Genomic DNA, 15,559 nt, shown 5'->3' on the forward strand with positions numbered 1-15,559 from the left:
TTATGAGACAACGCTTTCGCTGCCGTGTGCGCCACGCTGCTCGCGTGGCGCTGGATCGGAAATCAGGCAAGCTGTGGCGGCAGGCAGACGCCGATGCCCCCGATACCGCAATAGCCGTACGGGTTTTTATGCAGATACTGCTGGTGATCGTCTTCCGCATAGTAGAATGGTTTCGCGGTTGTGATTTCCGTCGTCACCTCGCGCGTGTCGCCCGCTTCACGCATGGCCTGCTGGAAACGCTCAAGGCTGGCGCGCGCTGCGGCATCCTGCTCCGGCGTGAGCGGATAAATGGCCGAGCGATACTGTGTGCCGTGGTCGTTGCCCTGACGCATGCCCTGTGCCGGGTCGTGGTTCTCCCAGAAGACCTGCAGCAGCTGCTCGTAGCTGATTACCGCAGGGTCATAGACCACGCGCACCGCTTCCGCATGCCCGGTTTCGCCGGAGCAGACTTCGCGATAGGTAGGATTCGGCGTGTAACCGCCCGTGTAGCCAGCCGCCGTGCTGTAAACGCCGGGGAGTTGCCAGAAGAGGCGCTCAACGCCCCAGAAACAGCCCATGGCGAACAGGGCGATTTCCATTCCCTCCGGCACGTTGGTCATGGAGTGGTTATTGACGGCGTGTAAGGTCGCCACAGGCATAGGGGTGTTGCGTCCCGGTAATGCATCAGCTTGTGAAACCAGATGCTTTTTGTCGAATAAACTCACGATAGGGCCTCCCGGGGTGCGATGTTTCAGTTAAGGTTGTCACGAAGCGTTTAATTGAACACAATAAATGCGCTGAATCAGTCTAGATTTAATCATAAGAAATATTTGGGTGTTACACCCATTTTCAACCCGCGATTCGGGTTTTTGGCCACAGGCCGTATTTTGCCGCGGAGCGGCACTTCATTTGCTTCCAGGGTGGAAACAGGGATATTCAGGAGAAAACGTGACAAAAATCCGCCAGTTATGTTTAGTCAGTGTGTTGCTGACAAGCGGGATTGCCAGCGCGGCGAATGTCCGTTTGCAGGTTGAGGGGTTATCCGGGGCGCTACAAAAAAACGTGCGTGCGCAGTTGTCGACCATCCAGAGTGATGAGGTGACGCCGGACCGGCGTTTTCGCGCGCGCGTAGATGATGCGATCCGTGAAGGGCTGAAAGCGCTGGGGTATTACGAACCCACCATTGATTTTGACCTCCGTCCGCCGCCAAAGAAGGGGCGCCAGGTCCTTATTGCCCGCGTTTCGCCGGGTGAGCCGGTACTGATTGGCGGTACGAACGTCATCCTGCGCGGCGGGGCGCGTACCGACCGGGATTATCTGGACCTGCTCAGCACGCGGCCGAAAATCGGTACCGTGCTTAACCACGGTGACTACGACCATTTCAAAAAAGAGCTGACGAATGTTTCCCTGCGTAAGGGCTACTTTGACAGCCAGTTCAATAAAAGCCAGCTGGGCATTGCGCTGGAGAGACGTCAGGCCTTCTGGGATATCGACTACGACAGTGGAGAGCGCTACCGCTTTGGCGACGTGACGTTTGAAGGTTCGCAAATTCGCGAAGAGTACCTGCAAAACCTTGTGCCTTTCAAAAAAGGGGATTACTACCAGTCGAGCGATCTCGGAGAGCTGAACCGACGCCTCTCCGCTACCGGCTGGTTTAACTCCGTAGTTGTCGCACCGGAATTTGAGAAGTCTCGCAAAACCAAGGTGTTGCCGCTGCATGGCGTAGTCTCGCCGCGCACCGAGAACACCATTGAGACCGGTGTTGGCTACTCGACGGATGTCGGACCACGCGTGAAAACCTCGTGGAAAAAACCGTGGATGAACTCGTACGGTCACAGCCTGACCACCAGCCTGAGCCTCTCTGCGCCCGAGCAGCAGCTGGATTTCAGCTACAAAATGCCGCTGCTGAAAAATCCGCTTGAGCAATATTACCTTCTGCAGGGCGGTTTTAAGCGCACCGATTTAAACGACACAAAGCAGGACTCTACGACGCTTGCGGTCTCCCGCTTCTGGGATCTCTCCAGCGGCTGGCAGCGAGCCATTAACCTGCGCTGGAGCCTGGACCACTTTACCCAGGCCAACGTCACCAATACCACCATGCTGCTTTATCCGGGCGTGATGATCAGCCGCACCCGCTCGCGTGGGGGCCTGATGCCGACCTGGGGCGACTCACAGCGCTACTCGATCGATTATTCCAACTCCGCCTGGGGCTCCGACGTGGACTTCTCCGTCCTGCAGGCGCAAAACGTCTGGATCCGCACGCTGTATGACAAACACCGCTTTGTGATGCGCGGCAATCTCGGCTGGATTGAAACCGGAGACTTCGAGCGCGTTCCGCCGGATCTGCGCTTCTTCGCCGGGGGCGACCGCAGCATTCGTGGATATAAGTACAAATCGATCTCACCTGAGAACGAAAAGGGCCAGCTAACCGGTGCGTCAAAACTGGCGACGGGATCGCTGGAGTATCAGTACAACGTCAGCGGAAAGTGGTGGGGCGCCATGTTTGTTGACGGCGGTGAAGCGGTGAACGATATCCGCCGCAGCGACTTTAAAACCGGCGCGGGCGTGGGCGTACGCTGGCAGTCGCCAGTCGGACCCATCAAGCTCGACTTCGCCGTGCCTGTCGGCGACAAAGATGAACACGGATTACAGTTTTACATCGGTCTGGGGCCTGAATTATGAGTTTATGGAAGAAAATAAGCCTCGGGGTGCTGATTTTTATCGTGCTGCTGCTCGGTACGGTGGCGTTTCTGGTTGGAACGACGACCGGGCTGCATCTGCTGTTTAACGCCGCGAACCGCTGGGTGCCGGGGCTGGAGATTGGTCAGGTGACGGGCGGCTGGCGCGATCTGCGTCTGAAGAATATCCGCTACGAGCAGCCGGGCGTGGCGGTGAACGCCGGGGAGTTTCATCTCGCGGTGAAGCTGGGCTGTCTGCGTGACAGCAAGCTCTGCGTCAACGATCTGTCGCTTAAAGACGTCAACGTGGCGATAGATTCGAAAAAAATGCCGAACTCTGCGCCGGTCGAGGAAGAGGACAGCGGCCCGCTGAATCTCTCCACGCCGTACCCGATCGCGCTCTATCGGGTGGCGCTCGATAACGTCAATATCAAAATCGACGACACCACCGTGTCCGTGATGGATTTCACCTCCGGCCTGCGCTGGCAGGAGAAAAACCTCACCCTGACGCCAACGTCCCTGCAGGGCTTATTGATCGCGCTGCCGAAAGTGGCCGACGTGGCGCAGGAAGAGATCGTCGAGCCGAAGATCCAGAACCCGAAGCCGGAAGAGAAGCCGCTGGGCGAAACGCTGAAAGATCTCTTCTCGAAGCCTGTCCTGCCGGAAATGACCGACGTTCACCTGCCGCTGAACCTCAATATTGAAGAGTTCAAAGGCGAGCAGCTGCGCCTGACCGGCGATACCGATCTGACGGTCTACAATATGCTGCTGAAAGTCAGCAGCATTGACGGCAACATGAAGCTCGACGCGCTGGATATCGACACCAACCAGGGCTCGGTGAATGCGTCAGGCAATGCCCTGCTGCGCGATAACTGGCCGGTGGACATCACGCTTAACAGTGCCCTCAACATCGATCCGCTGAAAGGCGAAAAGGTGAAGGTCAAGGTGGGCGGGGCGCTGCGCGATAAGCTCGATGTTGGCGTGAATCTCTCCGGCCCGGTGGACATGGTCCTGCGCGCGCAAACCCAGCTGGCGGAAGCCGGGCTGCCGCTCAATCTTGAGGTGGTCAGCAAGCAGCTTTCCTGGCCGTTCACCGGCGAAAAACAGTTCCAGGCCGATGATCTTAAGCTGAAGCTGAGCGGCAAGATGACCGACTACACGCTTTCGTTCCGCACCGCGGTGAAGGGGCAGGGCGTGCCGCCCGCGAACATTACGCTGGATGCGAAGGGCAACGAACAGCAGGTCAACCTCGACAAGCTGACCGTCGCGGCGCTTGAAGGCAAAACCGAGCTGACCGCGCTGCTCGACTGGCAGCAGGCGATCAGCTGGCGCGGCGAGCTGAAGCTGACGGGCATTAATACCGCCAAAGAGGTGCCGGACTGGCCGTCAAAACTGGATGGCCTGATCAAAACCCGCGGCAGCCTGTACGGCGGTACGTGGCAGATGGACGTGCCGGAAATTAAGCTCATCGGGAACGTGAAGCAGAACAAGGTTAACGTTGAAGGCTCGGTGAAAGGCAACAGCTATCTGCAGTGGGTTATCCCAGGGCTGCACGTGGCGCTGGGCCGCAACACGGCGGATATCAAAGGCGAGCTGGGGGTGAAAGATCTCAATCTGGACGCCACCATCGACGCGCCGAATCTGGATAACGCCCTGCCGGGGCTTGGCGGCACGGCGAAAGGACTCGTGAAGGTGCGCGGCACGGTAGACGCGCCGCAGCTGCTGGCGGACATTACCGCCAATAACCTGCGCTGGCAGGAGCTGAGCGTTGCCCGGGTACGTGTGGAAGGGGATGTGAAATCCACCGATCAGATCGGCGGTAACCTGAACCTGCGCGTGGAGCGCATTTCTCAGCCGGACGTGAACATCAGCCTGGTCACCCTGGATGCCAAAGGGAACGAGAAGCAGCACGATCTCCAGCTGCGCGTGCAGGGCGAGCCGGTCTCCGGCCAGCTTCACCTCACCGGCAGCTTTGACCGCAAAGAGGAGCGCTGGAAAGGTACGCTGGATAACACCCGTTTCAATACGCCGGTCGGGCCGCTTGCGCTCTCGCGCTCCATCGCCCTGGACTACCGCAACGCTGAGCAGAAGATCAGCATTGGACCACACTGCTGGACCAACCCGAATGCGGAGCTGTGCGTGCCGCAGACCATCGATGCGGGCGCGGAAGGGCGGGCGCAGATCAACCTCAACCGCTTCGATCTGGCGATGCTGAAGCCGTTTATGCCGGATACAACTCAGGTGAGCGGCGTCTTCAGCGGAAAAGCCGATGTCGCCTGGGATACCACCAAAGAGGGGCTGCCGCAGGGTAGCGTCACGCTGTCCGGGCGTAACGTGAAGGTGACGCAGGAGGTCAACAACGCGCCCCTTCCAGTGGCGTTCGATACTCTGAACCTGAGTGCCGATCTGCATAACAATCGCGCACAGCTGGGGTGGACAATCCGCCTGACCAACAACGGCCAGTTGGACGGGCAGGTCCAGATTACCGATCCGCAGGGACGGCGTAATCTGGGCGGTAACGTCAACATCCGTAACTTCAACCTGGCGATGGTGAACCCGATTTTCGCCCGCGGGGAAAAAGCCGAGGGCATGCTGAACGCTAACCTGCGCCTGGCCGGCAACGCGCAAAGCCCACAGCTGTTCGGTCAGATGCGGCTTAGCGGCGTGGATATTGACGGCAACTTTATGCCGTTTGACATGCAGCCCAGCCAGATCGCGATGAATTTCAACGGCATGAGCTCGACGCTGAGCGGCTCGGTACTGACGCAGCAAGGGCAAATCAACCTGAGCGGCGACGCGGACTGGAGCCAGCTCGATAACTGGCGCGCGCGTATTGCCGCGAAAGGCAGCAAGGTGCGCATCACCGTACCGCCAATGGTACGCCTGGACGTCTCGCCTGATGTGGTCTTTGAAGCCACGCCAAGCCTCTTCACGCTTGACGGACGCGTCGACGTGCCGTGGGCGCGCATCGTGGTTCACGACGTGCCGGAAAGCGCGGTCGGCGTCTCAAGTGATGAAGTTATGCTCAATGAAAATCTGAAACCTGTCGAACAGAAGAGCGCGGGCATACCGATTAATAGTAATCTTATCGTGCACGTGGGGAATAACGTGCGGTTGAATGCGTTTGGGCTGAAGGCGAGGCTCACGGGCGACCTGAAGGTGGCGCAGGATAAACAAGGGCTTGGCCTGAACGGGCAAATTAATATTCCTGAAGGGCGTTTCCATGCGTATGGTCAGGATCTGATCGTCCGTAAAGGCGAGCTGCTATTCTCCGGTCCACCGGATCAGCCTCTGTTGAACATCGAAGCGATTCGTAACCCTGAAGCGACGGAAAACGACGTTATTGCTGGCGTACGCGTTACCGGTTCCGCCGACGAACCGAAGGCGGAGATCTTCTCTGACCCGGCGATGTCGCAGCAGGAAGCCCTCTCTTATCTGCTGCGTGGACAAGGTCTGGACAGCGGTCAGAGCGACAGCGCGGCGATGACCTCGATGTTAGTGGGTCTGGGGGTTGCACAAAGTGGGCAGGTTGTGGGTAAAATCGGCGAGACGTTCGGCGTAAGCAATCTGGCGCTGGACACCCAGGGCGTGGGTGACTCCTCGCAGGTGGTGGTCAGCGGCTATGTACTGCCGGGTCTGCAGGTAAAATATGGTGTGGGGATCTTTGACTCACTGGCAACACTCACGTTACGCTATCGCCTGATGCCTAAGCTATATCTGGAAGCAGTGTCCGGCGTAGACCAGGCACTTGATCTGCTCTATCAGTTTGAGTTTTAGCAATGCGAATATTTGTCTACGGCAGTTTACGAACCAGGCAAGGCAACAGTCACTGGATGACCAATGCCCAGCTACTGGGGAATTACGATATCGAGAACTACCAGTTGTACAGCCTGGGCCACTATCCAGGCGCGGTTCCGGGCGAAGGAACAGTACAGGGTGAAGTTTATCGTATTGATAACGCGACACTTGCCGAACTTGATGCCTTGCGCACCAGGGGCGGTGAATACGCACGCCAGTTGATCCAGACGCCGTACGGAAGCGCGTGGATGTATGTCTACCAGCGTCCGGTCGAAGGGTTAACGCGGATTGTAAGCGGTAACTGGTTAGACAGAGACCAGTACTGAAAAAAAACAGCGCCACCGTGAGGTGGCGTTGTTTTTTTGCGTCTCTTGCCGGGTGGCGCTGCGCTTACCCGGCCTACATGTTCACTGTAGGCCCAGCTGCGCGCCCGCCACAAAAAAAGCCCCGACGTGCGGGGCTTTCATCAATCGGCAGTAAGAATTACTTCTTAGCAGCGCGTTCGAAAGAGGAGATGATTTCCGCTTTCGCTGCTTCTGCGTTGTCCCAGCCGTCAACTTTAACCCACTTGCCTTTTTCGAGGTCTTTGTAGTGCTCGAAGAAGTGAGTGATCTGCGCTTTCAGCAGCTCTGGCAGGTCGTTCACATCTTTGATGTGATCGTACTCTTTGCTCAGCTTGGTGTGCGGTACCGCAACCAGCTTCGCATCTTCACCGGATTCGTCGGTCATTTTCAGCACGCCAACTGGACGGCAGCGAATGACGGAGCCTGGCTCCAGTGGGTATGGCGTTGGGACCAGCACGTCAACCGGGTCACCGTCCAGAGACAGGGTATGGTTGATGTAACCGTAGTTGCACGGATAGAACATCGCGGTAGACATGAAACGGTCTACGAACAGGGCGCCGCTCTCTTTGTCCACTTCGTATTTGATCGGATCTGCGTTAGCCGGGATTTCGATAACTACGTAGATGTCTTCTGGCAGTTCTTTACCCGCTGGGACGTTGAGTAAGCTCATGTCGGTGTCCTTTAAAATGGATGGTAAACAAGTGGCAGGTATTATAGCCAACTCGCGCTGAATGTCTCCGCCTGTTTTCGCCTTCTCTCCACGTTCTTCCCACTTTTCAGACCGATTCCATGACAGAAAAATCCATAAACTCAGCCGCATTTTTCATGGAGAAATGAAAGCGATTACAAACTTGTGATTAACGTTTTATTCACTTTTCTGAAGTGTGATGTAACGCAATTCGTTACATATTTCATGGGCTATAGTCATTCCGCAGAACATCTTTTAACCAACAATAACTCACCCTACGAGGACGTTCATATGTGGAAGCGCTTACTCCTGGTCACAGCAGTTTCGGCAGCCATGTCGTCTATGGCGATGGCCGCTCCCTTAACCGTAGGTTTTTCGCAGGTCGGCTCTGAATCTGGCTGGCGAGCGGCAGAAACCAACGTGGCGAAAAGCGAGGCTCAGAAACGCGGCATTACCCTGAAAATCGCCGATGGTCAGCAAAAACAAGAGAATCAGATCAAAGCCGTGCGCTCCTTTATCGCCCAGGGCGTGGATGCCATCTTTATTGCACCCGTCGTGGCAACCGGCTGGGAACCCGTCCTGAAGGAAGCGAAAGACGCTGAGATCCCGGTCTTCCTGCTCGACCGTTCCATCGACGTCAAAGACAAATCCCTTTATATGACAACCGTCACCGCTAACAACGTGCTTGAAGGGCAGTTGATTGGCGACTGGCTGGTGAAACAGGTCGACGGCAAGCCGTGTAACGTCGTTGAGCTGCAGGGCACCGTCGGCGCGAGCGTGGCCATCGACCGTAAAAAAGGCTTTGCTGAAGCCATCGCGAAAGCGCCAAACATCAAGATCATCCGCTCTCAGTCCGGCGACTTTACCCGTAGTAAAGGTAAAGAGGTCATGGAGAGCTTCATTAAGGCTGAAAACAACGGCAAGAATATCTGCATGGTTTACGCCCACAACGATGACATGGTAATCGGCGCGATTCAGGCAATTAAAGAAGCAGGCCTGAAGCCGGGCAAAGATATCCTCACCGGCTCTATCGACGGCGTGCCGGATATCTACAAAGCGATGATTGACGGCGAAGCCAACGCCAGCGTGGAGCTGACGCCAAACATGGCGGGCCCGGCATTCGACGCGCTGGAGAAATTCAAGAAAGACGGCACGATGCCGGAGAAAGTGACGGTTACCAAATCCACGCTCTACCTGCCTGACACGGCGAAAGAAGAGTTAGAGAAGAAGAAAAATATGGGCTACTAAGCCTGTCTGAACATGCCGGGTGGCGCTGCGCCATCCGGCTTGATGCAGGGGGAAACCATGACCACTGAACAACACCAGGAAATCCTCCGCACAGAGGGCTTGAGCAAATTCTTCCCCGGCGTAAAAGCGCTGGATAACGTTGATTTTAGCCTGCGGCGTGGGGAGATCATGGCGCTGCTGGGCGAGAACGGCGCGGGAAAATCGACGCTGATTAAATCCCTGACCGGCGTTTATCACGCCGACCGCGGCACCATCTGGCTGGAAGGCAACGCCATTTCGCCAAAAAATACCGCCCATGCCCAACAGCTGGGGATCGGGACGGTCTATCAGGAAGTGAACCTGCTGCCGAATATGTCGGTGGCGGATAATTTGTTTATTGGCCGTGAGCCGCGACGCTTTGGCCTGCTGCGCCGCAAAGAGATGGAGGCGCGGGCGACAAAGCTGATGGAATCCTACGGCTTCTCCCTCGACGTCCGCGAGCCGCTGAACCGCTTTTCCGTGGCGATGCAGCAGATCGTCGCCATTTGTCGCGCGATCGATCTCTCCGCGAAGGTACTCATCCTGGACGAACCCACCGCCAGCCTCGATACCCAGGAAGTGGAGATGCTCTTTACCCTGATGCGCCAGCTGCGCGATCAGGGCGTAAGCCTGATCTTCGTTACCCACTTCCTCGATCAGGTATATGAGGTGAGCGATCGCATTACGGTGCTGCGCAACGGCAGCTTTGTTGGCTGCCGCGAAACCCGCGAGCTGCCGCAGATCGAGCTGGTGAAAATGATGCTGGGTCGTGAGCTGGAAACCAACGCCCTCCAGCGCGCAGGGCGCACGCTGCTGAGCGAGAAACCGGTCGCCGCGTTCAGCGATTACGGCAAAAAAGGAGTGATATCGCCGTTTAACCTTGAGGTGCGGCCGGGCGAAATTGTCGGGCTGGCGGGCCTGCTAGGCTCGGGCCGAACCGAAACCGCCGAGGTGATCTTCGGGATCAAGCCCGCGGACAGCGGCAGCGCGCTGATCAAGGGCAAACCGCAAACCCTGCGATCGCCGCATCAGGCCTCCTGTCTGGGCGTCGGCTTCTGCCCGGAAGATCGGAAAACGGACGGTATCATTGCCGCAGCCTCGGTGCGGGAGAATATCATTCTGGCGCTGCAGGCCCAGCGCGGCTGGCTGCGCCCGATCCCCCGTAAAGAGCAAAATGCCATAGCCGAACGCTTTATTCGCCAGCTCGGGATCCGCACCCCGAGCGCGGAACAGCCGATCGAGTTCCTCTCCGGCGGCAACCAGCAGAAGGTGCTGCTGTCGCGCTGGCTGCTGACCAAACCGCAGTTCCTGATCCTCGACGAACCGACCCGCGGCATTGACGTGGGGGCGCACGCCGAAATTATCCGACTTATCGAAACCCTGTGTGCAGACGGTCTGGCCCTGCTCGTCATTTCGTCCGAGCTGGAGGAGCTGGTAGGTTATGCCGATCGCGTCATTATCATGCGCGATCGCAAGCAGGTGGCAGAGATCCCGTTGGATAAGCTGTCCGTTCCGGCGATCATGAATGCCATTGCGGCATAAGGAGTGAATCGTGATGTCCCGTTCGCTTTCGCAAACCGGTGAGTCAAAGCGCCGCTTCAGCTGGCCAACCGGCACGCCGCAAATCGCGGCGCTGCTGGTGGTACTGCTGGTTGACAGCCTTGTCGCACCGCATTTCTTCCAGATTATCGTGCAGGATGGTCGCCTGTTTGGCAGCCCGATAGATATTTTAAACCGCGCTGCGCCCGTGGCGCTGCTGGCCATCGGGATGACGCTGGTCATTGCCACCGGCGGGATTGATCTCTCCGTCGGCGCGGTGATGGCTATCGCCGGGGCCACTGCAGCCTCCATGACCGTGGCCGGACACAGCCTGCCGGTGGTACTGCTGGCGGCCTTAGGCACCGGCGTGCTGGCCGGATTATGGAACGGCATTCTGGTGGCGGTGCTGAAAATTCAGCCCTTTGTCGCCACCCTTATCTTAATGGTGGCCGGGCGCGGCGTGGCGCAGCTGATTACCTCCGGCCAGATTGTCACCTTTAACTCCCCGAGCCTGGCGTGGCTTGGTAGCGGCAACCTTCTGTTCTTCCCGACGCCGGTGATTATTGCCCTGGCCACGCTCGTTGTCTTTTGGCTCTTCACCCGTAAAACGGCGCTCGGCATGTTCATTGAAGCGGTTGGGATCAACATTCGCGCCGCGCGCAACGCCGGGGTCAACACGCGGCTGATGGTGATGCTGACCTACGTGCTGAGCGGTATCTGCGCCGCCATCGCAGGGGTGATCGTCGCGGCGGATATCCGCGGAGCCGATGCCAACAACGCCGGGCTTTGGCTGGAGCTGGACGCAATCCTGGCTGTGGTCATCGGCGGCGGGTCTCTGATGGGCGGGCGCTTTAACCTGCTGCTCTCGGTGATCGGCGCGCTGATCATTCAGGGCATGAACACCGGGATCCTGCTCTCCGGTTTTCAGCCGGAACTCAACCAGGTTGTGAAAGCGGTGGTCGTACTCTGCGTGCTGATCGTCCAGTCGCCGCGCTTTGTCAGCATCATTAAGGGGATCCGTGGCCATGATAAAACGTAATTTGCCGTTGATGATCACGCTGGGCGTGTTTGTGCTGGGGTATCTCTACTGCCTCACCCAGTTTCCCGGTTTCGCCTCCACGCGTGTGATCTGCAATATACTGACCGATAACGCTTTTTTAGGCATTATCGCCGTCGGGATGACCTTTGTGATCCTCTCCGGCGGGATCGATCTCTCCGTCGGCTCGGTGATCGCGTTTACGGGCGTGTTCCTCGCGAAGGCGATCGGCTTCTGGGGGATCTCTCCGCTGGTGGCGTTTCCGCTGGTGCTGGCGATGGGCTGTGCGTTCGGCGCCTTTATGGGGCTGCTGATCGACGCGCTGAAAATTCCTGCCTTTATCATCACCCTCGCCGGGATGTTCTTCCTGCGCGGCGTGAGCTATCTGGTGTCGGAAGAGTCGATTCCCATTAACCATCCGGTGTACGACACGCTCTCCAGCCTGGCGTGGAAAATTCCCGGCGGCGGTCGCCTGAGCGCGATGGGGCTGCTGATGCTGGGCGTTGTGGTGATCGGCATCTTCCTCGCCCACCGTACCCGGTTTGGCAATCAGGTTTACGCCATCGGCGGTAACGCTACGTCGGCAAACCTGATGGGGATCTCGACCCGCAGCACTACCATCCGCATCTATATGCTCTCGACAGGCCTGGCGACGCTGGCGGGTATCGTCTTCTCGGTGTATACCCAGGCGGGCTATGCCCTTGCAGGCGTTGGCGTTGAGCTGGATGCGATTGCTTCTGTGGTCATCGGCGGTACGCTGCTTAGCGGCGGCGTGGGTACGGTGCTGGGGACGCTGTTCGGCGTGGCGATTCAGGGGCTGATACAAACCTATATCAACTTTGACGGCACGCTCAGCTCCTGGTGGACGAAGATCGCCATCGGCATTCTGCTGTTTATCTTTATTGCCCTGCAGCGCGGTCTTACGGTGCTCTGGGAGAACCGCCAAAGCTCACCTGTTACCCGCGTAAACACATCGGTAACAGAGCGATAACACGCTGAATTTGCTTAAAGTCTAAACATTTTCCGGTAGCGGCCGATACTCTTTTTTTATGCCCAGAAATATCTCGCTACCGGAAATAATATCATGCTTAAAACGCTATCGATTCGTACCGGCTTGCTCTCTTTACTGGCCGTTATGACCCTTCTGCTGCTGATTGTCAGCGGCATTGGCATTTATGCCCTCACACAGAGTTCTTCTTCGCTTCAGCGCATTAATCACCTTCTGGGTGAGCAGATGGTGCAGCTAAATTCAGGCTATACGCTGATCCTGCGCGCCCGCAATGAAGCGGGTCAGGCCGTCCGCATGATGGAAATCGGCATGCTGGACGATGCGGCCAAAGCGGTAAAAAACATCAATCAGGAAGTTGCCCTGGCCCAGAAAACGCTGAAAGGCGTGATTGACGGCGGCGTGGCTGACGAGCAGGGGCAACAGCTGCTCGACAAAGTGTCAGCCAGCCTGGCGACGTATAACCAGCAGGGGATCAACCCGATGTTGAAAACCCTGAACGACCAGAGCGCGGACGGGTATTACGATCTGCTGGAGAAGACGCTGATCCCGGTGGCAAAACAGTTTGATAACGATATGCAGGCGTTTCAGAAATGGAGCGAAGCGCGTGGTCAGGCGGAAGTGAGTGCCGTACAGTCGAGTAAAACCCGCGTGCTGATCCTGATTATCGTCGCAGCGCTGCTGACGGCGGGCATTATCGTGCTCGCGTGGCTGGTGCTGCGCCATATGCTGCTCCAGCCGCTCTCGGCCTCCATTGCTCAGCTGGAGAACGTGGCGGCGGGGGATTTAACCCATACGCTTGCCGCGCCCGCGAGTCAGGAGTTTAACCGCCTCAACGCGGTGATAGAGGAGATGCGACAGTCGCTGATGAACTCGGTAATGCGGGTACGCGATGCCAGCTCGCAAATTGACACCGGCAGCCGCGAACTGACCCTGGGAAACCGCGATCTTGCCGAGCGTACGGAATCCACTGCCACGTCGCTGGAGCAGACGGCGGCCAGCATGGAACAAATCACCGCGACGGTGAAACTCAACGCGGATAACGCCGAGCAGGCGCACCAGCTGGCGAAGTCGGTGTCCGATACGGCCGATCACGGCAGCGAAATGGTCTGCTACGTGATTGAAAAAATGCGCGATATCTCCGGCAGCTCGGCGCGCATCGCCGACATCCTGAGCGTGATCGACGGTATTGCCTTCCAGACCAATATTCTGGCGCTTAACGCCTCCGTGGAAGCGGCGCGCGCGGGCGAGCAAGGGCGTGGTTTTGCCGTCGTCGCGGGCGAAGTGCGAAACCTTGCCAGCCGCAGCGCCGACGCGGCGAAAGAGATCCGATCGCTTATCAGTGATTCGCAGACCCACGTTAACGAGGGCAGCGAGCTGGCTCAGCAGGCTGGCGAAACGATGGATGAGATCGCAACAGAAGTGCTGCGCATGACCAAACTGATGCGCGAGATTGCGACCGCGTCCCAGGAGCAGAGCCGCGGCATTGAGCAGGTGAATATTGCGGTGAATCAGATGGACGAAACCGCGCAGCAGAATGCGGCGCTGGTGCAGCAATCCTCCGCTGCGACCCGCTCCCTTGAGGAGCAGTCGCGTCAGCTGATGGAAGCGATGTCATCATTCAAAGTGACGACTCAGACCGCTGCATAATATTACTCAACCCCGGTACGTTCTGTGCCGGGGTTTTATTTTTCCCGGAATTAATTGCCGCAATATTATCGTGAATTTCACCCATTAATATTTCCAGCGAGCTGGTTAAGGCTAACGCTTTTTCCGTCGGTTCAAGATATAAACCTTTTCGGAAAAATAATGGTTCATCAAAGAGTTGATTAAAACGCTTTAAGGCCAGACTTACCGCGGGGCGTGACATCTCCAGACGCAAAGAGGCTTTTGCCATGCTGCCGCAGCGGACGATTTCAATAAATACAGGGATAAGATTTAAATCAATGCCGGTATTAGCACGGGAATAATTGTTCATTGCGATTTTGCTCCACGAAATATCTGTCAAACTGTTATGGAAATAATGCAGGAGCAGTGGTGAATATTAAAGCATGTTTTTTATAAACACTTATACGGTAAAATATATAAATGACAGGGGAGCCAGAACGGTTCCCCTGAAGAGAGATATTACGCGTCCGGGTACTCACGGATAAAACGTTCAACGTCTTCAACCATGTGGTTGTTACCGACGAAGAATGAACGGCGCTGGTGAAGACTTTCCGGCACGATATCCAGAATACGCTCTTTACCGTCGCTCGCCTTGCCGCCCGCCTGTTCGGCGAGGAATGCCATCGGGTTGCACTCGTACAGCAGACGCAGTTTCCCGTCCGGATGGCTGGCGGTGCTTGGGTAGAGGTAGATACCGCCCTTCAGCAGGTTACGGTGGAAATCCGCGACCAGAGAGCCGATATAGCGGGACGTGTAAGGGCGCTGGGTCGCTTTATCTTCTTCCTGGCAGAATTTAATGTACTTCTTCACGCCGTTCGGGAATCGGATGTAGTTGCCTTCGTTGATGGAGTAGGTGTTGCCCTTTTCCGGGAAGCGCATGCGTTCCTGGCTCAGACAGAAAACGCCCAGTGAAGGATCGTACGTAAAGGCGTGAACCCCGCATCCGGTGGTATACACCAGCATGGTGGAGGAGCCATAAACGACGTAACCGGCAGCAACCTGATTAATGCCAGGCTGCAGGAAATCTTCTTCGGTCACCGGCGTGCCAACAGGCGTGACGCGGCGATAGATGGAGAAAATGGTACCGACAGAAACGTTAACGTCGATGTTTGAGGAACCGTCGAGCGGATCCATCAGAACAACGTATTTAGCGTGTTCACACCCTTCGAAAACAACAATTTCATCTTCTTCTTCAGAGGCGATACCCGCAACGATGTCGCGCGCGCGCAGTGCAGCTTTCAGTTTTTCATTTGCGAACAGATCGAGTTTCTGTTGAACCTCGCCCTGAACGTTCTCGGCACCGCTGGCACCCAGGATATCGACCAGACCGGCCTTGTTGATATCACGGTGGATGATCTTAGCGCCCAGCTTTATTGCCGACAGCAAAGCAGTGAGTTCACCGGTAGCATGAGAGAACTCGTGCTGCTTTTCGACAATAAATTCACCTAACGTTTTCATAACACTTTCCCTGCATCTTTGTGAGTAGAGCGATTGTATGTTCACTAAAACGACTAAAGCCCAACAATCTTAACAAATATTCAAATAGTAGCGCAGAGG

At 56.8% G+C, this 15,559-nt stretch carries 12 protein-coding genes; 8 read left to right on the forward strand and 4 right to left on the reverse strand.

Annotation, left to right across the window (positions count from 1 at the left end):
* Positions 1-62: 62 nt before the first annotated feature.
* Entirely contained in the window at positions 63-704 is a 642-nt protein-coding gene (gene msrA / locus KGP22_RS02115; RefSeq protein ID WP_023310171.1) for a peptide-methionine (S)-S-oxide reductase MsrA, read from the reverse strand.
* A gap of 223 nt (positions 705-927) precedes the next feature.
* On the opposite strand from msrA, the gene tamA reads away from it, so the two are divergent.
* From tamA to KGP22_RS02130, 3 genes are read left to right on the forward strand one after another with little or no spacing between them, the layout of a single operon-like run.
* Positions 928-2,661, forward strand: coding sequence for an autotransporter assembly complex protein TamA (tamA, locus tag KGP22_RS02120; RefSeq protein WP_111965371.1), 1,734 nt, complete (start codon positions 928-930; stop codon positions 2,659-2,661).
* Entirely contained in the window at positions 2,658-6,434 is a 3,777-nt protein-coding gene (gene tamB / locus KGP22_RS02125; protein ID WP_223581057.1) for an autotransporter assembly complex protein TamB, read from the forward strand. The genes tamA and tamB overlap by 4 nt, the downstream gene beginning before the upstream one ends.
* Positions 6,435-6,436: 2 nt before the next feature.
* On the forward strand, positions 6,437-6,781 hold the full coding sequence (locus tag KGP22_RS02130) for a gamma-glutamylcyclotransferase (RefSeq protein ID WP_111965369.1): 345 nt from the start codon (positions 6,437-6,439) through the stop codon (positions 6,779-6,781).
* A gap of 157 nt (positions 6,782-6,938) precedes the next feature.
* On the opposite strand, the gene ppa is transcribed toward KGP22_RS02130, so the two are convergent.
* Positions 6,939-7,469: an inorganic diphosphatase gene (ppa, locus tag KGP22_RS02135; RefSeq protein WP_111965368.1), complete on the reverse strand. Its 531-nt coding sequence runs from the start codon at positions 7,467-7,469 to the stop codon at positions 6,939-6,941.
* Between the two features lie 309 nt (positions 7,470-7,778).
* Here ppa and ytfQ point away from each other — a divergent pair, with 309 nt between their 5' ends.
* The 5 genes from ytfQ (at position 7,779) to KGP22_RS02160 (ending at position 13,984) form a co-directional block, all read left to right on the forward strand.
* A complete protein-coding gene (gene ytfQ / locus KGP22_RS02140; protein WP_014882271.1) occupies positions 7,779-8,735 on the forward strand; it encodes a galactofuranose ABC transporter substrate-binding protein YtfQ in 957 nt (318 codons plus the stop codon).
* Positions 8,736-8,792: 57 nt separating this feature from the next.
* Entirely contained in the window at positions 8,793-10,295 is a 1,503-nt protein-coding gene (ytfR, locus tag KGP22_RS02145) for a galactofuranose ABC transporter, ATP-binding protein YtfR (RefSeq protein WP_008501421.1), read from the forward strand.
* Positions 10,296-10,305: 10 nt separating this feature from the next.
* The gene (gene ytfT / locus KGP22_RS02150) at positions 10,306-11,331 is read left to right on the forward strand and encodes a galactofuranose ABC transporter, ATP-binding protein YtfT (RefSeq protein WP_188035109.1); all 1,026 of its coding nucleotides are present in this window, start codon (positions 10,306-10,308) and stop codon (positions 11,329-11,331) included.
* Complete coding sequence (gene yjfF / locus KGP22_RS02155; protein WP_023293434.1) at positions 11,318-12,319, forward strand: galactofuranose ABC transporter, permease protein YjfF; 1,002 nt, start codon at positions 11,318-11,320, stop codon at positions 12,317-12,319. Before ytfT ends, yjfF begins: the two co-directional genes overlap by 14 nt.
* Positions 12,320-12,412: 93 nt before the next feature.
* Positions 12,413-13,984 (forward strand): methyl-accepting chemotaxis protein, encoded by a 1,572-nt coding sequence (locus KGP22_RS02160; protein WP_223581059.1) that lies wholly within the window; start codon positions 12,413-12,415, stop codon positions 13,982-13,984.
* Here the strand turns inward: KGP22_RS02160 and KGP22_RS02165 are convergent.
* Together KGP22_RS02165 and fbp are read right to left on the reverse strand one after the other, a co-directional pair.
* Positions 13,956-14,312 (reverse strand): LysR family transcriptional regulator, encoded by a 357-nt coding sequence (locus tag KGP22_RS02165; protein WP_127729386.1) that lies wholly within the window; start codon positions 14,310-14,312, stop codon positions 13,956-13,958. The two genes, KGP22_RS02160 and KGP22_RS02165, sit on opposite strands and share 29 nt — an antisense overlap.
* A gap of 149 nt (positions 14,313-14,461) precedes the next feature.
* Entirely contained in the window at positions 14,462-15,460 is a 999-nt protein-coding gene (gene fbp / locus KGP22_RS02170; RefSeq protein WP_023310178.1) for a class 1 fructose-bisphosphatase, read from the reverse strand.
* Positions 15,461-15,559 lie beyond the last annotated feature (99 nt).

The sequence above is a fragment of the Enterobacter sp. JBIWA005 genome (assembly GCF_019968805.1).
GTDB classification, from domain to species: Bacteria; Pseudomonadota; Gammaproteobacteria; order Enterobacterales; family Enterobacteriaceae; genus Enterobacter; species Enterobacter vonholyi.